Below are 22,779 nucleotides of genomic sequence, written 5' to 3' on the forward strand. Positions count from 1 at the left end.
GCAATCTCTCACACATAAACATCATGAAAATAAGGTTAACGGCAATACTTGTATTGTTCGCAGTAATTGGTTGTAAAAAAAAGACATTAACACCAGTTGCAGAACAAACGTTTCATTATGATCACCAAAAATTTGAAGATCATAAATTATCTCCCAGAGCTACTTTTTTTGGATTCGAAACTTCTACATTGATCAACAAAGAAGCATCAAGGCGTTTTTTAAGCTTAAATGGTGATTGGAAATTTAATTGGGTAAAGGATCCCAAACAAAGACCAACTACTTTTCATCATGCTGATTTTGATGATTCGCAATGGAATGAAATACCCGTTCCAGCCAATTGGGAAGTCGAAGGGTATGGCCGACCTATTTATTTGGATGAACGATACCCCTTTACCACCACATGGCCAGATGCACCCAAAGATTATAATCCTGTAGGGACGTATAGAAAAGAAATTACCATAACCAAAGAGTTTTTGGTAGAAGATATTATCCTGCATTTTGCAGGCGCAAAATCTGCAATGTATGTATATATTAATGGTCAATATGTTGGGTATTCTCAGGGTAGTAAAACTCCTGCAGAGTTTACTATTACAGAGTTTCTAAAAAAAGGAACCAATCTTATAGCATTACAAATGTTTAGGTGGAGTGATGCCAGCTATCTCGAAAGCCAGGATATGCTTAGAATGAGTGGGATAGAGAGGGAGGTATACCTGTATACACGCCCCAAAGTTCATTTGTCAGATTATTTTGTAGATACCAATCTTGATGATTCGTATACGAATGGAGTTTTTAATGGTGGAGTCTTAGTTACCAATCAGCATAAATCAAAAAAACATAAGAGAAAACTAACTCTCAAGATTCTTGATCAAGATAATACAATGTTCGAAGCAACACAAGATATTCAGGTTGAAGCGAACTCTACAAAGCGATTAGAGTTTAATAAAATAATAGAGACTGTAAAACATTGGTCTGCAGAAACCCCCAATTTATATACTTTAAAAATATCTTTAGAAGACCCTGATAACACTAACAATAATCAATATATCAGCCGACCGATCGGTTTTAAACGTGTAGAAATTAAAAATAGCCAGGTATTGATTAACGGAAAAGCAATTTATATAAAAGGGGTAGATCGTCATGAAACCGATCCTTATACAGGGCATGTCGTATCCAGAGCTTCTATGGAAAAAGATATCAAGTTAATGAAACAACATAATATCAATGCAGTTCGAAGTGCACATTATCCCAATGATCCGTATTGGTTAGACTTATGCGATAAATATGGTCTTTATGTGGTAGATGAAGCAAATATAGAAAGTCATCCTTTGGCCATCGATGAAAAAACGCAGATAGGTAATGAGATGAGCTGGCTTCCTGCGCATATGGCAAGAGTACAAAGAATGTATTATAGAGATAGAAATCACCCTTCTATTTATTCATGGTCTTTGGGTAATGAAGCAGGAGAGGGAGATATTTTTAGAGCTACCTACAAATGGTTAAAAGATCAGGATAGTAATAGGATTGTGCAATACGAACCCGCAGGTAAAGAAGACTATACAGATGTATATTGCCCGATGTATCCCAAGCCAAAATATTTGATTGATCATGGTGAATCAGCATCTGATAAACCATCGATTATGATAGAATATGCACATGCTATGGGTAATTCTATAGGAAACTTACAAGATTATTGGGATATTATAGAAAAATATCCTAATCTGCAAGGAGGTTATATATGGGACTGGGTAGATCAAAGTTTAGAGTATAAAGATGAAAACGGGAAGCCTTATTTGGCATACGGTCATGATTATCACCCGGATTTGCCTACAGACGGTAATTTTCTAAATAACGGAATGGTCGATCCATACAGAAATCCACATCCACACCTGTCAGAGGTTAAAAAAGTGTACGAGCCTGTACAGTTTACTTATTTAGGTAATGGGATGATTAAAATCGAAAATAAGAATTTCTTTACTGATTTTTCGGATAAAACAATGTCATGGAAATTATTAGAAAATGGTAAAGTAGTTAAAACAAAAGAAGATATTCCATTAGGAATACGAGCGCTGCATAAAGTTACATTTCAGCTAGATGAGTTTCCTTTAAGATATAGAGATGATGCAGAGTGTATCTTACAAGTAAGTTTACATCAAAAAAATGATACACCACAGCTTCCAAAAGGTCATGAAATTGCGTGGGATCAGTTTGTTATACAAAAACGAACTACTACAATACCCAAATTAACCTATACCAACGATTTGGAAATAAATAAGAGAGATGAAATAGTAGAGATAAAGAATCGATTAGTTTCTATACAATTAGACAGTAATACAGGAGAAATTTTAAATTGGATTCATGATGAGAATACGGTGACGAATCAACCTATTCGACCCAATTTTTGGAGACCTCCTACAGATAATGATTTAGGAAATGGCATGCCAAAATGGGCAAAAATCTGGCAAAATGCCACATATGGTTATAAAGCCAATCTTTTTAAAGCTCCTCAAAAAGATGCAAAGGGTATTGGGTATCAAGTGGTATATACACTACCAGATAATCAGGCAAAAGTTAACGTTGCTTATCATTTACGACCAGATGGAATTTTAACGGTTGATTATCAATTTATGCCAGCAAAAAGAGAGATGCCGAATATTCCTCGATTAGGAATGTATATGACATTATCAAATGAATTTGAATCGGTAGCTTGGTATGGTAACGGACCGCATGAGAGTTATTGGGATCGAAAAACTGGTGTGAAGACCAGTGAATATGCTGGTAAAGTCTCTGATCAGTTTCACGTGTATTCCAGACCACAGGAAACAGGTAATAAAACCGATGTACGATGGATGAAAGTTTCTTCAGACAAATTATCAATTCATGTACAAGGAGTTTCATCATTTCTTAATACCAGTGTATGGCCATTTGCGATGCAAGAATTAGACTTTAATAATGATAAAGATGGAGCAGCTTCTGCTTCTGGATTGGTGCCTGTAACCAAAAAACATGGAGCAGATATTACCATAGGTGAAACAATACAGTTTAATATAGATTATTTACAAATGGGAGTAGGAGGCGACACCTCATGGGGACGACCAGTTCATGAAGAATATACTATACCATCAAAAAAATATAAGTATTCATTTATCATACAACCAACTAAACAATAATACCATGCAATTTGTAACATTTATAGGGTTTACATTATTAGTAGCAATCATTTCTTATTTCAAAAGCCGAAAAACCAGTGACACCACCTCTGATGGGTATTTTTTAGGAGGTAGAAGTTTGACAGGAGTTGTCATTGCAGGTTCTTTACTGCTAACCAACTTGTCTACAGAACAAATCGTTGGGTTAAACGGAGCTGCTTTTAAAGATGGTATTTTGGTGATGGCATGGGAAACGCTGGCAGCAATAGCTATGGTGATTACAGCAATGTTTTTATTACCAAGATATTTAAAAAGCGGGCTAACTACGGTACCACAATTTTTGGAGAATAGATATGACAAAACAACAAAAACAATAACTTCTGCTATTTTCTTGAGTGGTTATGTTGTTGTATTGTTACCTATTGTTTTGTATTCTGGTGCATTGGCCATCAGTAATATGTTTAATGTTCCAGAATTGCTAGGGGTTTCCAAAACAACGGCTTTGTGGATTACTGTTTGGGCAATCGGTATCACAGGATCTATTTATGCAATTTTTGGAGGTTTAAAAGCTGTTGCGGTGTCAGATACTATCAATGCAGTTGGATTGTTGGTAGGCGGTATGTTAATCCCTGTTTTTGGATTAATGGCAATAGGAGGAGGAAGCGTTTTTGATGGTATTTCGGTTTTAACAGCATCACACCCAGAAAAATTTAAAGCATTAGGAGGGCCAGAATCTTCAATCCCATTTGGCAGTATTTTTACGGGAATGATGCTAGTACAATTGTTCTATTGGGGAACTAATCAAGCTATTATACAACGAGCTTTAGGAGCCAAAGATCTTAAAGAAGGACAAAAAGGACTGCTTCTGGCCTCGTTTATAAAAATATTAGGCCCTCTTATTGTGGTATTACCTGGATTAATTGCTTATCATATGTTCGAAGGTACTCTGGACAATCCAGATGAAGCATATCCAATGTTGGTGTCAAAAGTACTACCCACAGCCTGGGTAGGTTTTTTTGCTGCCGTTTTATTTGGAGCTATTTTAAGCTCATTTAATTCTGCATTAAACAGTTCAGTAACCTTATTCGGTGTGGATATTTATCAATCACATTTTAATCCCTATGCTTCTGAGAAAAAAGTGGTACAGGTTGGTAAAAGATTTGGAATTGTATTGGCGATATTGGCCATGTGTATTGCTCCTTTGATTGCAAATGCATCAGATGGTTTGTTTGGGTATTTACAAAAGGTTAATGGATGTTATAGCATTCCTATCTTGACAATTATAGTTGTAGGGTATTTGACCAAATATGTACCGGCAATTGCGGCCAAAATAGGTATTGTTTCTGGGGTTGTTCTTTATATTGCATATATTTTATTGGATGAATTTGTTTTTGTTGGGCAATTTCCACACTTCTTACATGTAATGGCCATTTTATTTGTATTAAATGTGCTCATCATGTTGCTTATAGGTAAGTTTCGGCCTAGAAAAGAAGCTTTCCAGCTTACATATACAGAAAAAGTAGATATTACCCCATGGCGCTATATAAATAGTGTCGGTATCGGGATTTGTCTCATTGTTTTAAGTATTTACATTTATTACGCATAACCCCAATGACAAATCTAGAGCTTATAACCAGAGTCGAATCTTGTTTTACGAAAAAATTTAATGTAGCTCCTATTGTGGTATTTTCTCCGGGTAGAATAAACCTAATAGGAGAACATACAGACTATAACGAAGGTTTTGTATTTCCCGCGGCAATTGATAAAGGAATTGTGGCTGCGGTTCAGAAAAGTAAAAACAATTTTAGTACGATATATGCTGTCGATATTGAAGAAAAAACAGAATTTTCTTTAGATAACATTGCGCCCATAGAAAATGGAGGATGGAGAAATTATGTAGTAGGAGTGGTTGCAGGAATACAAGAGAAAGGAAAACAGATTACTAACTTTGATTTGGTATTTGGAGGTAGTATACCAGATGGAGCAGGATTATCCTCTTCTGCAGCATTAGAAAACAGTATTGTTTTTGGTTTAAATGAACTTTTCGAATTAGGATTATCCAAAGAAGAAATGATTTTTATTTCTCAGCAAGCCGAACACAATTTTGTGGGAGTGAAATGTGGTATTATGGACCAATATGCTAGTATGTATGGGCAAGAAAATAAAGCATTACAATTAGATTGCAGGGATCTTAGTGCGATACCCGTAACTATTGATTTTAAGGAGTATGGAATATTGTTAATTAATACCAATGTTAAGCATAGTTTAGCCAATAGTGCCTATAATGATCGTAGATCAGTTTGCGAAAGAGTAGCGGGGTTACTTAAAATTAGTGCTTTACGAGATGCAACAGAAACAGATTTAGCATCAATAAAAAATAAAGTTTCAGAAGAAGCCTATCAACAGGCTTTGTATGTCGTCCAGGAGAATACTCGCGTAAAAGATGCCTTACAAGCAATTAGAAATGAAGATATTCATACCTTAGGGAAACTATTGTATGCTTCTCATAAAGGATTATCAGAACAATACAAAGTAAGTTGTGATGAACTTGATTATTTGGTAGCTGAAGCAAAAAATAATGCACATACTATAGGAGCCAGAATGATGGGAGGAGGGTTTGGTGGTTGTATTATACAGCTAATCAAAAAAAATAAAATGGACGCCTATAGTCAAAAGATACAGAAATCCTATCAAGAAACATTTAATAGGATATGTAGTGTTTATACCGTAAAACTATCAAAAGGAACTTATAGAATACGTTAAAAATGAAATTAAGTAGTTATATAATAGGTTTATTTTTGATTTTGGTAGCCTGTAAGGCCGAAAATCAAGAAACAGACATAAATGATAAGAACGAAATAATTGCGGTCTTAAAAGCAGAAGAGAAAGCCTGGTCTGCTCATAATATAGAAGAATACATGAAGGGATATTGGCAATCTGATTCCTTAAAATTTTATGGTAGTAGTGGATTAACTTTTGGTTGGGATAAAACATTGGCTAATTATAAAAAAAGATATCCTACCCAAGCACATACAGGTGTACTAAAGTTTACTATCGAAAACATCTCCAAAATTAGTTATGAATCCTATTATGTAATGGGTTCCTATCATCTTACTCGTACATTAGGTAATGCCCAGGGAGTTTTTATGATTATTTTTAAAAAGATAGATGGTACTTGGAAAATAATTGCAGATACTTCATGTTAAAAACAGAATTACAACAATACTCGCACAGAAGATACAATATACTTACGGGAGAATGGGTGTTAGTATCACCACATAGAGCAAAAAGACCATGGCAGGGACAAGAAGAAAACATAGAACATATAAAAAGACCTGCTTATGACAAAAACTGCTACCTATGTGCAGGTAACACTAGAGCCAACGGTGCAATAAATCCAAAGTATATTGATACTTTTTCTTTTACCAATGATTTTGCAGCACTTCAAAAAGAAAGTCCTGATTTTATAGTTGAAGACGGGCTCCTGAGAGCAGCGAGCGAAACAGGAATTTGTAAAGTAATTTGTTTTAGTCAGGATCACTCTAAGAGTTTGGCAGAAATGTCTGTGAGTAACATAGAAAAAGTAGTACATCTATGGCAACAAGAGTATGTGGATTTAGGAAACCTTGATGGGATTAACTATGTGCAAATATTTGAAAATAAAGGTGCTGTAATGGGATGTAGCAATCCACATCCCCATGGGCAAATCTGGTCACAGTCTACATTACCCAATGAGGTTGTAAAAAAAGATCATCAACAGCATATCTATTTTGAGAAAAATAAAAGAACACTTTTAAGTGATTATTTACAGCAAGAATTAAAACATAAGGAGCGTATCATCTATCAAAATGATGATTTTGTGACTCTTGTTCCGTTTTGGGCAGTTTGGCCATTCGAAGTAATGATACTTCCAAAAAGATCACAAGCATCGATAGCAGCATTATCAAAAGAAGAAAGAATAAATTTTGCAGAAAGTATTTCTGTGATCACAAAAGGGTATGATCGATTGTTTAATTGCTCGTTTCCATACTCTAGCGGGATTCATCAAGCACCTACCAACGGTAAGGATAATGAACATTGGCATTGGCATATGACTTTTTACCCTCCTTTATTAAGAAGTGCTACTGTTAAAAAATTTATGGTAGGTTATGAAATGTTTGGGATGCCGCAACGTGATATTACTGCAGAAACAGCCACAGAGAGAATAAGAAATTGTATTGAATAAAGGCAATCACATCCACACACTTCAAATAAAAATGGTATATTTATTGAAAAGAAGAGATTAAAAATTGTAAGGTTAAGTCTATTTCTTAACTAAAAATATGATTGGATGAAATTTATTAGATTAATATTGATAGCTGTTTTATTAGTTACATTTGGCAACTATACATTAGTAGCTCAAGAAAAACCTTCGGCAGCAAAAGAGAAGAAAGTGTCTACTACAAATGTAACTAAAACAAAGGTTGGTAAAGCAACAAAAAGAAAGCGTTCTGCAAAGAATATAGAAAGAAGAAAAAATAGTAAATCCAAAGTAGAAGAAGCAAGAAAACGTTTGGCCATGGCCAAAAAGAATAATGGAGATCAATCCATGAGTGCAGGAGAAAAGTCGAAAAGGAAAGCCAAAATAGCGAAAGCCGAAGAACGATTAAATGCAATAGAGAAGTCTATTGATAAAGAACAACAAAAATCTAATAATAAGTAAGGTTCTTAGCTATTTTTATATTTTTGCCATCGATTTTATTTAAACTCATTTTATGAATTACCTCAAAATAAAAAAGGTTGGTAGTATACTTCTTATCTGTATAGGGGCAGTATTATTAATTAGTCAAATAGCTACTTCTGTCAAAAATTATTATATCCAAAGCATCGGTATTGTTCTTTTAATGTTGGGAATATTTTTGGTGAATACCTCTATAAAATCTAAAACAAAAGTAGATACAGATTAATACCTAGAAGAAGAATGAGTGTGATTAATGTTGGTGATACGGTTTCAGTTTTGGACGAACCTATAACAGGTAAAGTAGTAACAAAAAGGAATGAAGAAGTAACCATAGAAACTGAAGATGGGTTTGATCTTACTTTTTTTATACATGAAGTTGTAAAGATAGAGTCCGAAAATTTAATAGTTCCATCTTATGAAGATGTGCATAAAAATCTGCAGGAGAAAGAAAATTTTAAAAAGAGACCCAAACGCCCTATATCCAGACCAAAAGTAAAAGAAGCTCCTCCTATGGAGGTTGACCTTCATATTGATAAACTTGTAAAATCTACCAAAGGAATGGCTAATCATGACATGGTAACTTTACAGTTGGATACGGCAAAAAGACAATTAGATTTTGCGATTCGAAAACGTATTCCTAAAGTAGTATTTATCCATGGTGTTGGGCAAGGAGTTTTAAAAGAAGAGTTGAAATACCTTTTTGGGCGTTATGATAATGTAAGAATTTCTGACGGAGATTATAAAAAGTATGGTTTGGGTGCTATGGAAATCTACATTGTTCAAAACCCAAGGTAACTTCTAAATTATTGGGTGATATGGAATGGTAAAATAGAATATCGACCCTTTACCTTTTACACTTTCTAACCAAATTCTACCGTTTAGCATTTCTACATATGCTTTGGCAATAGAAAGCCCGATACCGGCACCTTCTATAGCATGTCTGTTTTCGAGATCGGCTTGAACAAATCTATCAAAAATGGCTTCTTGTCTGTCTTTTTCAATACCGATACCCGTATCTTTTACATAAAATTCGAGTGTTTGAAGTACTTTTTTATAACCAAATTCTATTTTGCCCTGGTCGGTATATTTAATTGCATTTTTAACAAGATTGGCCAGAATTGCATTAAACTTAGACTTGTCTGTAGTAATAATAGCTTCTTTTTCGGTTAGTCCATTAGAGATCGATATGTCAATATTTTTGTTTTCTGCTTGTGGTTTAAACAATGTAAATAGTTGTTCTATTTGTTCGTTGATAGCTACTTTTTGAGTAGATACTTTCACTTGATCTGTAGCAATTCTTGATATATCAATGATATCATTAATAATATCTAACATACGGGATCCACTTTCTTTTATAAGTTCCAGATATAACTGTTGTTCATTTCCTGTAAGTTTTGGTTCATTTAAGAGTTCTGCTAATCCAAGGATACCATTCATCGGTGTTCTGATTTCGTGACTCATGTTTGTTAAAAAAGCAGATTTAAGCCGATCACTTTCTTCTGCTTTATCTTTAAGACGATTTAATTCAAGCTCATAGAGCTTAATAGTAGTAATATCTGTTATAGTTCCAACATAACCTATAACTTGATTTTTTTCATTGTATTCTGGAATTGCTTGCCCCAATACCCAGGTAACAGAACCATCGGGTTTTAGAAATCGATATTCTGTATTTGAGATTTTCTTTTTACCAGAGGCAATATACCATTCTTCCTGTAATTTTTGTCTATCCAGAGGGTGTACCGCATTTAACCATCCTTCATTAATAACATTTTCTTGAGGAACTCCTGTAATAGAAGACCATCTAGGATTTACAAAAGTAGTTTTACCTTGCGCATCGGTCATAAAAATTCCTACCGGCACCAAATTTGTTAACACATGATACCTGTTTTTTGACAGTTTCATAGCCTTATCGGCTACCTCGAATTTTTGTTTATATGTAAGTGAATGAAAGACATCTTTAAAGTTTGCATAACTGGTATGAACACCTTTTTTTTCAAAGTTTTTTAAGTAAAAGGAAAATAACATACTGAAAAAAACTGACATAAAAATTTTAGAGAATAGCCCCGATATTAAAAAAGCCTGAAGATCTTCAAAATACCAAAAAGAGCCTAATGAAAAAAAGATAGCATCAAAACTAAGAACCAAAGACATCGTTATTAATATTCTAAGAAAGAGATTCGAAATATACTTTGAAGTGTATTCGAATAAAAAAATAATCAATAACGAATCTAAAAATAGAATAAATGTACCTATTAGTAAAACCAGTATATTGGTATGAAAAAACTCTGTAGAAATACTAAAAGGGTTGTATATATTCGTTCCATCTACATTCAACCTGAACGCAAATAATAGAAAACACAAAACAATATTGGTAATTACTAATGCGTGAATTAGTTTTCTTGTAGTAATGGCATCCTCTTTAATATAGATTAATAATATGACAAAAAGCGATGCCGAAAACAAAATAGAAGAACCAGGAGAAAAGACAATGGTATCTGTTATTTTGAAATAAAGGGTACTTGCCAAAAACACTTGCAAGAACTGAAACAAACCTAATGTTGTAAATAATAAACCTAATCCTATCTTTGTTCGTAAACGAAATAATAAAAGAATAAGAAAGGCAACAATAAATCCTTGTAATAGAAAAATGAGTAGTTGGTTAATGTAAATTGTATCCATACAGCCCAAGGTTAAAATGGAATTGTTTTAAGAGGTTTTTGTGTAAATTAATATTATTAGTAAATGTGTGTTAATTATCTATTAGGGGTTTTTAAAACAGTACGTAGGGGTAAGTAAATGAAAATAAGAACTGGCCTTTTATGAAGATATTTTCATCATAGAACGTACCACCATTTTATAATGAGGTAATTTTTATAGAAATACGAATTTGGTAAAGAAAAGCGATATATTTACTTTAGAAAATACGTAGAACTATTCAGAGCACATTTAACGTTGTGTTTAAGAACAATTTATTTTGCTACTGTTTCTTACAAGTTACATACAAAATACATATTTTTTTTACGTAAAACCGTAAAAAAAATATAATTTTTATTTGTATCATTTTCAATGGTCAAAATTAACAAATACATAATATAATGTTAATTTTAAGTATGTTATTTCTAATCTAAAAAAAATATGAAATGATTGGTTCGTATCCTTTTTGAGAAAGATTTGCAATAGGATTATAACCAAGTAGTGTAGGAAAGCATACGAATATTTTTTTAACAAAAAACGCCTGTCATTACAACAAGCGTTATTCTAGGAATTAAAAGTTTATATTACATAACTTTCACATTTACAGCGTTTAATCCTTTTTTACCTTCTTTTAAATCAAATTCTACTGCATCGCCTTCTCGAATTTCATCGATCAATCCAGAAATGTGTACAAAATGCTCTTTTTTAGAATCTTCTTCTGTGATGAAACCAAACCCTTTGTCATCGTTGAAAAATTTTACTGTTCCTTTGTTCATTGTAATAATTTAAATTAGTTAATAAGCCTTAAAGATAATACCAAATGTGTATAAGATCATCATAGAGTAATTTACCTTATACACAAATCTACGTGTTTATTATTAAAAAAAGTAGCTATAAAGTATTAATAAGTTACTAAGATTTTGGATTCATCTTTAAAGGGGATTTAGAAATAAATTTTAATACTAAACGTATCACAACGATAGTTTCTTTAGTGCTACGGTGTAATCATATTGTAAATCTTCATGCACTTGTTTTATTTTTTTAACAATCGTGCTTATTTCCCGATGATACATGTTGTGAAGTACTTTATTGTTTTTGATAGGAGGATCAAAGAGAGATAGTTTTTTACAGAAATACAACAATAATTCTATTTCAGACTCTATGTTACCCGAATATTTGATATGTTTTTTGATAATACGAAGGATTTTTCGAATACTTTTTTTGATAAAATGATAGGATGAAATATTGATCATTTCAAATTGTAAATCCATTTCTTTTTTTATCTCTTCTATATATTCCTCTTCGTTATTAGATAAAAACAGTAGATAGGTGAGTAGTTCTTTATTTTCTTTTTTAAATCGGGCCAATCGAAGGCATACAGAGACAAGATCTTGATGAGGAAGTTCGTGTAATTCGGTTTTTAATTCTTTTATACTTGCAATTTTCAATAAATGAGACTTTAAAATAAAACGATTGATTTTCTATAGTGGCCACAAGTTAGCTATAATTTAAACTAGTCAGCGTTTATTTTCCAATCGATGATATTATAAATGATTCTAGCAGCAAGTCTTGCGGTACGTTGATCAATGTCATATTTAGGGTTAAGTTCTACGACATCAACACTTATTAACTTATTTGATTGGCAAATAAGACGTATTATTTCTAATGCGATATCAATAGAAAATCCAAAGGGAGAAGGAGCACTTACCCCAGGAGCATAATGAGATGCAAATCCATCTAAATCAATTGTTAGATAAATACAATCTATATCTGCTATGAAATTTTCTACTAATGAAACAACTTCTTCTTTATTATTAATATTGAAATTTGTGTTTTCTAGATAGGTAACACCTAATTGATGTGCTGTTTGATATAATTCTTGATTGTTAGATTCCTTCTGAATGCCCAAACAGAGGTATTGTAAATTATCAGTTTCTTTTGCAATTTGATAGAAGGGAGTCCCAGAGTTTGCAGTATCGGTAACTTTTCTTAGATCAAAATGCGCATCAAAATTGATAATTCCTATTTTCTTTTCTCCAATTTTGTTTTGTATTCCTTTAAAGTGTGCATATGCAAGATCATGTCCTCCACCAATTACGACAGGAAAACAGTGGTTTTCTAATAAAAATGCAATACAATGGGTAGTGTCTTTTTGAGTTTCTTCAAGGTTTCCAGATGGGCATAATATATTGCCAACATCAAAAAACACTTCTTCATTTGTAAAATGATTCGATAGTGGTGCCATCATTTTTCGAACGATATTGGGGGCTTCTGCAGCCCCAACTCTTCCAAAATTTCTTTTAACACCTTCATCGCAAGCATACCCCAACAAAGCAACTCTTTTTTTTGATGACTTTGGAAACGAATCATTTTCTAAGTCCAGGCATTGTATTTTTTCATGTAAGTACAATTGGTTGTTAGAGACACGGCCTGTCCAATGGTTTTTAGAAGGTTTTTGATAATTATTCATTGTAGTTGTCTCTAATTTATAGGATCCATAACTTCATTTAGTAAATAATCTTCTACAAGATTTGGTAAAGTAACCTTTAACTCGGGTGTTTTTTTCATTTCTCGTTTAATAGCGAACAGTGCCTCCTCATTTCGAGCCCAACTTCGTCGTGCAATACCATTATTTACATCATAAAATAACATTTTGGTAAGGTTTTTTGAAGCTGTTGAAGAGCCATCAAGCATTAGCCCAAAACCACCATTTATTACTTCACCCCAACCAACACCGCCACCATTATGAATCGATACCCAGGTAGCTCCTCTAAAACTATCTCCGATAACATTATGGATCGCCATATCTGCTGTAAATTTACTTCCGTCATAGATGTTACTGGTTTCTCTATAAGGAGAATCGGTACCACTTACATCATGATGATCTCTACCCAACACTACAGGAGCACTGATAGTACCATTTTTGACAGCATCGTTAAAAGCTTTTGCTATTTTAATTCTTCCTTCTGCATCGGCATATAAAATACGGGCTTGTGAACCAACAACAAGTTTGTTTTGTTTTGCTTCGCGAATCCAGGTGATATTATCCTGCATTTGTTGTTGTATTTCTATTGGAGCGTCTTTCATGATCGATTGCATTATTTCTAATGCAATTTGATCGGTTTTATCTAAATCTTCTGTTTGTCCAGAGGTACAGACCCATCTAAAAGGACCAAAACCATAATCAAAACACATAGGACCAAGTATATCCTGAACATAAGAAGGGTATTTAAAATCAATACCATTGTTTGCTAATATCTTGGCTCCTGCACGAGAAGCTTCCAATAGAAAAGCATTTCCGTAATCAAAGAAGTAGGTTCCTTTGTCGGTATGTTTGTTAATGGCATCGGCATGTCTACGTAACGATTCTTTTACTTTTTCCCTAAACTTATCAGGTTGATCCTTCATCATACTATTGGCTGCTTCATAACTAAGGCCTACGGGGTAATATCCTCCAGACCAGGGGTTGTGTAATGAAGTTTGGTCAGATCCAATATGAATATAGAGACTTTCTTCATAGAAACGCTCCCAAACATCTACAATATTACCTTGATAGGCTATTGAAACAACTCTTCTATTGGTGATAGCAGTTTTGGTTTGGGTAACTAAATCATCTAAGTTATCTAAGATCATATCTACCCATCCCTGATCATATCTTTTTTGAGCTGCTTTTGCATTTACTTCTGCACAAACAGTAATACAACCGGCAATATTACCTGCTTTGGGTTGGGCACCGCTCATTCCTCCTAAACCAGAGGTTAAAAATATTTTGCCAGCGGGATTTTCATTGGTTTTTAACGTTTTTCTGAACGCATTCATAACGGTAATAGTGGTTCCATGTACGATTCCTTGTGGTCCAATATACATATAACTACCAGCGGTCATTTGCCCATATTGGGTTACTCCTAATGCGTTATATTTCTCCCAATCATCCGGTTTTGAGTAATTTGGAATCATCATTCCATTTGTAACAATAACTCTGGGAGCCTTTTTGGAAGAAGGAAATAAACCCATCGGGTGTCCAGAATAAATATGCAAGGTTTGTTTTTTGGTCATGGTAGCCAAATACTGCATAGTTAGTAAATATTGAGCCCAGTTCTGAAAAACTGCACCATTACCTCCATAGGTAATTAACTCATAGGGATGTTGTGCGACACGAGGATCCAGATTGTTTTGAATCATAAGCATAATACCGGCAGCTTGCTTTGCCTTTGCAGGATACTTTTCTATCGATCGGGCAAACATTTCATAATCAGGGATGAATCGGTACATATATATGCGACCATAGGTATTCAATTCTTCTAAAAACTCTACGATAAGTTCTTGATGCCATTCTTTTGGGAAATATCTTAGAGCATTACGAATTGCCAATTTTTTTTCTTCTTCAGAAAGAATTTGTTTTCGTTTTGGAGCACGACTTATTTCTAAATTTAATATTTTTTTTGGGGGTAGTATGTCGGGTATTCCTTGTAGTATTTGCTCTTTAAAGTTCATTGTATTGCTTTTAGACTTCAAAATTTATTTTTTGTACACGATCTCACCATGTTTCCATACCTGAGCGGGTGTTAATTTTCCTTGATGATAGAATATTTCGTTAAGGTTATTGGTCTGAAAGAGATTAAAATCTGCTAATAAGCCGGTAGCTAGTTTTCCTCTATCTGTAAGTCCAAGTGCGGCAGATGCTCTGTATGTAATACCGGCTAAAACCTCTGCGTTACTCAATTTTTCAAAAGTTCCTAAAATGCAGGCTTGTGTTAGTAAATCTCCCATAGGAGCAGACCCTGGATTCCAGTCACTAGCTATTGCCAGTGCACCACCTGCATTCAAAATTTTTCTTGCTGGAGTAAAACTACACCCAAGCCCAATAGAAGCACCTGGAAGTGCTATAGAAATAACACTACTACTAGCTAGGGCTTTTATTTCTTTTTCTGTACTGGCTTCTAAATGATCTGCACTAATGGCATCTATAGCTACCGCCAGTTCACTTCCTCCTGGGTTAAATTGATCAGCATGAATAGTCACGTCAAAGCCCATATCCTTTGCTTTTTTGAGATAGGGATGAGCATCAGAGGGTAAAAACGCTCCTTCTTCTACAAAAATATCAATTCGATCGGCAAGTTTTTCCATTTTTAATGTGGGAAACAGAGTGCTGCTTATGTGATCTAAATAAGAGCTGTGATTTCCATCAAAATCCTTTGGTAATATATGTGCAGCAAGGCAGGTAGCAACTAGATCAGCATCGGTATTTTGGTTAGCAATTTTTATGGCCCGTAACATCTTTAATTCTTCTTCTACAGAAAGTCCATATCCGCTTTTTACTTCGATAGTAGTAATACCGTTTTTTAAAAGTAGATTTGCTCTTTTTACAGTATTACATGTAAGCTCTTGCGAATTTGCTTGTCGTGTTTTTAAAACAGTATCCCAGATTCCACCACCACTTTTTGCAATTTCAAGATATGATTTTCCTGCGTTACGCATGGCATAATCATTAGCTCTTGATCCTGAAAAACAGATATGCGTGTGTGCATCTATAAAACCCGGAGTTCCAACATAATCAGACTGCAATTCGATTACAATGGTATCTAAAGGACTTGTTCTGTTTTTTAGTTCTTTAAAGTTATCAATCTCTTTAATCAGGTCATTTTCTATAAGAATTCCTGCATTTTTATGAATAATCAGATTTTCATCATTAACGCCCCCTTTTAGTTCTAGGTTTTCCATAGTGGCGAGTTGGGTAATTGGGCCAATCAATTTGCGAACTTTCATAGAGATTTTTGTTTACGTATTAATAATTATTCATTTTGCTACTGTCAAATCAATGTTTTTATAATCAATATACCTCAAATGTATCAGAATATGGTGTATTTATGAATTGTTTATTAGAAGTAGATGAAGTACGAATACACGATAAAATAGTTTTTTCTTGAATCATTTTAATTCCTTTTTCGATATCATCTGCAAATACCCGATCTTCTTTGGCAAAAGATATTTGTTCTCGTATTTTTTTATGAATCAAATCCAAAATAACTCCAGACCGTAATGGTTTCCTAAATTCGAAGGCTTGTGCGGCTGTTAAAAGCTCTATCGCTAGTATTTTTTCGACATTGTGAATAACGTTTAATGCTTTTCTACCTGCAATAGACCCCATACTCACATGATCTTCTTGCCCTAATGAAGTTGGTATACTATCTGCACTAGACGGAAAACATAACCCTTTGTTTTCACTTGCTAAGGCGGCTGTGGTATATTGAAGTATCATAAAACCAGAATTGATTCCGGTGTTTTGCATGAGCAATTTTGGGACACCAGGAGCAGTACCTTCTAACGCAAGATAAATTCTTCTATCAGAGATATTACCAATTTCTGAAGCAGCAAGACATGCATAATCAATAGCCATTGCTAATGGCTGTCCATGAAAATTTCCGCCACTGATAGTTAATTCATTATTGATAATTACAGGATTATCGGTTACTGCATTTAATTCTATCTCTACAAGTTCTTTTAAATGTAACCATGCGTTTCTTGATGCCCCATGTACCTGAGGAATACATCTAAGAGAATAGGGGTCCTGAACTCGTTCACAGTTACTATGTTCTTTCATGATTTCAGAATCCTGTAGTAGAGATTTTATTCGGGAGGCTACATGAACATTTCCTTTAAATGGCCTTAATTGATGTAACTCGTCGTAAAAAGGTTTTATAGAACCTTGCAGTCCTTCGATCATCATAGCACCAATAATATCTGCTTGTGATAAACAAGCATGCAATTTTTCGACTATCTGGACTGCATGCGCAGCGATAAATTGCGTACCGTTAATCAGAGCCAATCCTTCTTTTGGACCTAGCTCTATTGGCTCCAAACCGTTTATTTCAAAAAGTTTCTGAGTGGTGATAATTTGATTTTGATACCTGACTTTTCCTAACCCTATTAATGGTAAAAAAAGATGGGATAACGGAGCCAGGTCACCAGATGCGCCTACAGAACCCTGACCTGGTACAACGGGAATTGCATTACTATTAATGTGCCAAAGAATTCTGTCTAATGTATTTTCTGCAATACCAGAATAACCTTTGGATAATGATTGCATTTTTAAAATCAACATAAGTTTTGCTGTCTCAAAATTAATAGGGCTTCCTACACCTACACTATGACTCTGTAGAATGTTTTGCTGCAATATTTTAGTCTCTTCTTTAGAAATTTTTGTGGTGCAAAGAGGACCAAACCCAGTATTTATACCATATACAGGTTTACCTTCATTTACAATATTATCTACTATTTGTTTACTTTTTTTTATCTTTTCACGAGTAGTTTCAGAAATAATACCTGTTATTTCCTCTCGAGCTATTTTAAGTGCTATTCCCGAAGTTAAGTGGTCCTCTCCGAATGAGAAATTGTTAGATTTAGTTGCCATTACTTTATATATGATTTTCTTATCTAGATATCGTATTCTAATAAAATTGACTGGGATAAATTTGTATTACGAAATTAATACTTAATTTTGATAATTATAAATACTTATTTTGTCAATTATTGATAACTATGAAGCATCAATTAGAACTTCGTCATTTGACCTATTTTTTGGCTGTAGCAGAAGAATTACATTTCAGAAAAGCAGCTGATCGGTTATTTATATCACAACCAGGTCTAAGTCGGCAAATCAAACAAATGGAAGAAATTGTTGGAGTTGATCTTTTTATAAGAAGTAAAAGAAAAGTACAATTAACTTCTGCCGGAGCATACCTTAAAAAGGAATTGAATTATATATTTAATCATATTGATTTTACCATTAAGCAAACAAGACTGATTGATCAGGGAAGTGATGGAGAAATACGAATGGGATTTTTAGGATCTGCTATGCAAACCGTAGCACATTCTTTATTGGTTAAGACCAACGAAGTATATCCTAATATTCGGTTTAGTTTAGAAGAAATGTCGAATCATTTACAAGTAAATGCTATCGAAAGCGATCAAATAGATCTAGGTTTTGTACGCTTATCAAGGGTTCCTGGTGGTATTCAGAAGAAAATTGTACATACAGATACTTTTTCTCTTGCACTACCCATAACACATCATTTAAACAAAGAAAATTTTAAAAATATAAAACAAGTAGCTCAAGAAAATTTTATTTTATTCTCTTCAGATTATAGTTCACTATATTATAATAAGATTATGAGTATTTGTGAGAATAATGGTTTTACCCCTAAGGTGACTCATAAATCTGTGCATGCACAAACTATATTCAAATTGGTAGAAAGCGGCTTAGGAGTTGCCATTGTGCCTACTTCATTACAATTTGGTTTTGATTTGGGGGTAAAGTTTCTTCAAATCCCTAAAATATCGCAAAAGGCAGAGCTCTCGGTTATTTGGAAGACGGACAATAGAAATCCTGCATTGTCTAAAATTCTGGAGTTCCTATAAATGTTTTATTTGGTTAGTTAAAAAAGAAACCCTTGTAAATTATTCATTTACAAGGATTCCTATAGGTATTAGAACTATTTAAATAAAATCTTAACTAGATTACTAATCGACAGCTATTAATTTATGTGTTGATATCTTACCATCTGAGGTTATTTTTACCAAATAAGACCCATTAGGAAGTTTACTTGTTCGTAATAATCCGTTGCGAATGCTAGTATTTTTATAAACTCTTCTGCCAGCAATATCATAAATAGATACAGCAACTTGTTTTCCTACTCCAGAAATAGTTAAGGTACTAGTATTGCCATTAACAGGGTTGGGTGATAGTGTTATTTTGGTAGCTTGTGTAGTTTTAAGATCTTCAACAACAATTCCTTTTGCAGCACCTCCTATTGTAAATGTTGTTGATTCAGAATTACCAAAAGAACCCCCAGAAGCTATTGTACTTCCTTCCGAGGTTAGGGAATAAGAACCATTTCCGTATTGACAACAAATCCCATCTCCAAAACCATCATTGATCACAAAAGTATACGTGCCATCTTCTAAGCATGCAGTAGCATTAACTGTAGCACCATTGGGTTGATTGTCATAAGTACCACCCGATGCAACTACCTGATTGTTACTGTCTGTAATTGACCAGCTAGTTTCTTGTGGATAATTATCTAGTGTTATAGCTAGATTTACATCTGTACAAGCAACCGCTGCAGTAGATAAGTTAAGATTATCTATAGCCATATCTCCTGCCCAGGAAGTACCAGTAACCCCATTAAATCGTAACTGAACAGATGATCCTGCATAGGGTGCAAGGTCTATACTTGCAGTTTTCCATGAATTCCCCTGGTCTCCTGTTTCTGTCCAGATCGATGACCAGCTAAGACCGTTATCATCACTGATTTCCAACGTTAAGGTTCCAATGCTACTACCATACATATGATATTGAAAAGAAAAAGTTCCTTGTGTTTCTGTGCCTAGATCAAAGCAAGGACCATTTAAGATGGCTCTTTTTGTAGGATATCCAATACCATTTCTGGAAGCTTCTATATATGCATAGTAAGTACCATCGGCAGCACCGGATGGGCCTGTATTTCTAGAAGGAGTACCATTGCGCTGTAACGTCCAGTCGATATCGTCTGATGCATCTTGTAACCAGTCTCCCAAAACATTTTCAAGACTTTCTGCATATGGAAAAGTAGTTATACCATTGGCACATCCTTCATTTGCCAAGGTGGTAGCTTCTGCAGCATTACTAAAATCAGATTCATTTCCAGCTGCATCTTTGGCTTTGACCCTAAAGGAGTAAGTCGTTTCTACAGTTAATCCCGATGCTTGATGCGTTGTTCCTGCAACCGTTGCGATTATAGTATTACCTTCATATACATCATAAGCAGTTACCCCTAGGTTATCTGTAGCTGCCGTCCAGGATAGATCAACAGTATTTCTTGTTGGATTCGTTGCTGTTAAATTGGTTGGAGCAGAGGGTACTTCTGTATCTACAGGTAAAGTAAACTCATTAATTATATTACTAAAACCTGACATATTATCAGCAGCATCTTTTGCTTTTACTTTGAACGAATAGGCGGTATCTGCCGTTAGTCCGGTAACCTGATACGCGGTACCAGAAACAACAGCTATCATGGTATTACCCTGATATACATCATAACCAACGACTCCGATATTATCGGTAGATGCAGTCCATGATAGATCGATAGTAGTTTGTGTGATATTTGAAGCTGCTAAGTTTGTCGGATCAGAAGGTGCTTCTGTATCTATAATAGCTTCTGTAATGGTAAAATTGGCATTAGAAATGTCATAGAACAGATGTCCCGACCCTCTTACCATAATTCTGTTTTGAGTTCCTTGGTTATTAGGCACTATAATATCGTGAGAACCATCATTTGGTACTCCAGTTGCAATAGTTACCGTATATGTATTTCCTCCATCTGTAGATAACAAAATATCTACATTTGCTGCATTTACACCATTCGCTGTAGTACCAGCTACATCCCAGGTTACAGTTTGAGAAGAATTTGCAGCCCAGCTAACAGCAGTATTTGGTGAGTTAACTACAAATGGACCTGCAGCACCACTAACCGTGATTTGTGTGTCATCTGAAGCGGTATTACCACCACCAGCATGATTATCTCTTACTGTAAGCCTAAAATTCATGGTTCTTGCTACAGATGGAACTACCTCCCAGGTGGATGCTGTATTACCACTTATTACTGTAGCCAATGCTGGCATATATCTATCTGGCGAGGTAGAGGAGGAGATCGATCTAAAAGCAGGCCCTCCTGTCGATGTAGCAGCAGGTGGCATGGTAGCAATCTGTACATCCATCTGTTCCCAGTTATAGGTTAATATATCTACTGCATCTGCATCGGTTCCTGATCCTCTTAATACAAATGGAGTAGATTTTGGAATGGTAAAATTACTACCCGCACTTGCAGTAGGTGTATTATTGCCAGTCACAGTTTCTGTAGCACAAGAAGTGCTAGATACATGTGCCCACATTTCTTGGATGCTGATTGCATGAAAATGATCATCACTTTTGTTTTGTACGTTTGGAGCACAAATACCAGCATATCCCATAATACTAGATGCACTACCTGGTTCTACGGCAGTACTACTATTTCTATTACCCCCACAAGCGTTATTCATAGTGTGGTTGGCACCAAATTGGTGTCCTATTTCATGAGCTACATAATCAATATCAAAAGGGTCAGAAATTGGATTTCCTTGACCGGTAATACCTCTTGCTTTTTGTCCGTTGATACATACAACGCCTAAACTAGCCAAACCACCGCCACCGGTGCTAAATGTATGTCCGATATCATAATTGGCGCTACCAATTTCACTATCGCAAATTGCCTGACTTTCATTAATAAGTGCTCCAGCACTATTATTAGAAAGATTGTCGGTGTTCCCATCTAAAAATATGATTTTATCATTGTCAGGAACAATTTGCATGGTAACCCCCAAATCTTTTTCATAGACACCATTAACGCGTGTCATTGTGGTATTCATGGCAGAAAGTACTGCTGCTTTTTTTACTGCATCTGTTGCTCCAGACGATACTCCTTGATTATTGAGGTGAAATTGTGAATATTCACCTGTACAAGCGATTGCCAGACGGTATGTTCTAAGCTTACCATCATTCGCATTTCTTTGAAAACTGTTAAAATCTGGAATGCTTTTTTGTAAGCCACTTTCGCTAACCAAACATTTAAAATTTCCTTGTGATGTCATATCCCCTTTTGTATATACGACGTAGCGGTTATTGTCGATAGAAATAGGATCTATAAATTTTGATTCTAGGCCAGAAGTTAGAATCATAGCATGAAACCCATCATTTGCAACACTAAAGCGTATAGATTTTGATGGGTTGTTTACATGAGTTCCCAGATAAGATTTTATTGAAGGGAACTTCTTTGATAAATCAGGATGAAGAACAGAGATTTTTGTTACTCTGTATTGTTCCATTTGCCCTGATTCATTAGGAAAAGAGATAATTGTTTTTGATAAGCCTGATGATTTAGATCTAAGTTGTGAATGAGAAAGAGCGTTTTTTAGAGCTTTAAGGTTTAGATGATAGATTGTTTTGTTTTGTGTGTTTATTTTTGAAGAAATACCTGTAAGACGTTGTGGTTTTGGATAACTTGATTTTTTCCAAATGTTGGTTTGGGAAAAGCCAAAATTAAGCATGAGCAAACCTACGAATAACAATAGTTTTGTTTTCATAATTAGTTGAAGTTTTGATTAGTATTAGTAAAAATATAGATATTGTTAATTATCTGTATATTT

The 22,779-nt window shown here is 34.5% G+C and carries 17 protein-coding genes; 9 read left to right on the plus strand and 8 right to left on the minus strand.

Features of this window, described 5'->3' with window-relative positions; all coding sequences use genetic code 11:
- Positions 1-23: 23 nt before the first annotated feature.
- From lacZ to ABW636_RS00840, 8 genes are all read left to right on the plus strand, one after another.
- A complete protein-coding gene (gene lacZ / locus ABW636_RS00805) occupies positions 24-3,167 on the plus strand; it encodes a beta-galactosidase, LacZ type (protein ID WP_367588043.1) in 3,144 nt (1,047 codons plus the stop codon).
- A gap of 4 nt (positions 3,168-3,171) precedes the next feature.
- Positions 3,172-4,752, plus strand: a complete 1,581-nt coding sequence (locus tag ABW636_RS00810; protein WP_367588044.1) for a solute:sodium symporter family transporter — start codon at positions 3,172-3,174, stop codon at positions 4,750-4,752.
- A gap of 5 nt (positions 4,753-4,757) precedes the next feature.
- Positions 4,758-5,909, plus strand: a complete 1,152-nt coding sequence (gene galK, locus ABW636_RS00815; RefSeq protein ID WP_367588045.1) for a galactokinase — start codon at positions 4,758-4,760, stop codon at positions 5,907-5,909.
- Between the two features lie 2 nt (positions 5,910-5,911).
- On the plus strand, positions 5,912-6,352 hold the full coding sequence (locus ABW636_RS00820) for a YybH family protein (protein WP_367588046.1): 441 nt from the start codon (positions 5,912-5,914) through the stop codon (positions 6,350-6,352).
- Positions 6,346-7,371, plus strand: coding sequence for a UDP-glucose--hexose-1-phosphate uridylyltransferase (locus ABW636_RS00825; protein WP_367588047.1), 1,026 nt, complete (start codon positions 6,346-6,348; stop codon positions 7,369-7,371). The genes ABW636_RS00820 and ABW636_RS00825 overlap by 7 nt, the downstream gene beginning before the upstream one ends.
- Positions 7,372-7,476: 105 nt before the next feature.
- Positions 7,477-7,848 (plus strand): hypothetical protein, encoded by a 372-nt coding sequence (locus ABW636_RS00830; protein ID WP_367588048.1) that lies wholly within the window; start codon positions 7,477-7,479, stop codon positions 7,846-7,848.
- 52 nt (positions 7,849-7,900) lie between these two features.
- On the plus strand, positions 7,901-8,092 hold the full coding sequence (locus ABW636_RS00835) for a hypothetical protein (RefSeq protein WP_367588049.1): 192 nt from the start codon (positions 7,901-7,903) through the stop codon (positions 8,090-8,092).
- Positions 8,093-8,106: 14 nt separating this feature from the next.
- Complete coding sequence (locus ABW636_RS00840; protein WP_367588050.1) at positions 8,107-8,661, plus strand: DUF8465 domain-containing protein; 555 nt, start codon at positions 8,107-8,109, stop codon at positions 8,659-8,661.
- 3 nt (positions 8,662-8,664) lie between these two features.
- On the opposite strand, the gene ABW636_RS00845 is transcribed toward ABW636_RS00840, so the two are convergent.
- The 7 genes from ABW636_RS00845 to hutH form a co-directional block, all read right to left on the minus strand.
- Entirely contained in the window at positions 8,665-10,545 is a 1,881-nt protein-coding gene (locus ABW636_RS00845) for a PAS domain-containing sensor histidine kinase (protein WP_367588051.1), read from the minus strand.
- A gap of 599 nt (positions 10,546-11,144) precedes the next feature.
- Entirely contained in the window at positions 11,145-11,336 is a 192-nt protein-coding gene (locus tag ABW636_RS00850) for a cold-shock protein (protein WP_367588052.1), read from the minus strand.
- A gap of 195 nt (positions 11,337-11,531) precedes the next feature.
- Positions 11,532-12,008 carry a hypothetical protein gene (locus ABW636_RS00855; protein WP_367588053.1) on the minus strand — a complete coding sequence of 159 codons (477 nt, stop codon included), beginning with the start codon at positions 12,006-12,008 and terminating at the stop codon, positions 11,532-11,534.
- A gap of 65 nt (positions 12,009-12,073) precedes the next feature.
- Entirely contained in the window at positions 12,074-13,030 is a 957-nt protein-coding gene (hutG, locus tag ABW636_RS00860; protein WP_367588054.1) for a formimidoylglutamase, read from the minus strand.
- A gap of 11 nt (positions 13,031-13,041) precedes the next feature.
- Complete coding sequence (gene hutU / locus ABW636_RS00865) at positions 13,042-15,054, minus strand: urocanate hydratase (RefSeq protein ID WP_367588055.1); 2,013 nt, start codon at positions 15,052-15,054, stop codon at positions 13,042-13,044.
- Positions 15,055-15,078: 24 nt separating this feature from the next.
- Positions 15,079-16,326, minus strand: coding sequence for an imidazolonepropionase (hutI, locus tag ABW636_RS00870; protein WP_367588056.1), 1,248 nt, complete (start codon positions 16,324-16,326; stop codon positions 15,079-15,081).
- A gap of 64 nt (positions 16,327-16,390) precedes the next feature.
- On the minus strand, positions 16,391-17,971 hold the full coding sequence (hutH, locus tag ABW636_RS00875) for a histidine ammonia-lyase (RefSeq protein ID WP_367588057.1): 1,581 nt from the start codon (positions 17,969-17,971) through the stop codon (positions 16,391-16,393).
- Between the two features lie 128 nt (positions 17,972-18,099).
- On the opposite strand from hutH, the gene ABW636_RS00880 reads away from it, so the two are divergent.
- Positions 18,100-18,978 carry a LysR family transcriptional regulator gene (locus tag ABW636_RS00880; RefSeq protein ID WP_367588058.1) on the plus strand — a complete coding sequence of 293 codons (879 nt, stop codon included), beginning with the start codon at positions 18,100-18,102 and terminating at the stop codon, positions 18,976-18,978.
- Between the two features lie 102 nt (positions 18,979-19,080).
- Here ABW636_RS00880 and ABW636_RS00885 read toward each other — a convergent pair whose 3' ends face one another.
- On the minus strand, positions 19,081-22,716 hold the full coding sequence (locus tag ABW636_RS00885) for a reprolysin-like metallopeptidase (protein WP_367588059.1): 3,636 nt from the start codon (positions 22,714-22,716) through the stop codon (positions 19,081-19,083).
- Positions 22,717-22,779 lie beyond the last annotated feature (63 nt).

This window comes from Aquimarina discodermiae, from assembly GCF_040786235.1.
Classification (GTDB): Bacteria; Bacteroidota; Bacteroidia; order Flavobacteriales; family Flavobacteriaceae; genus Aquimarina.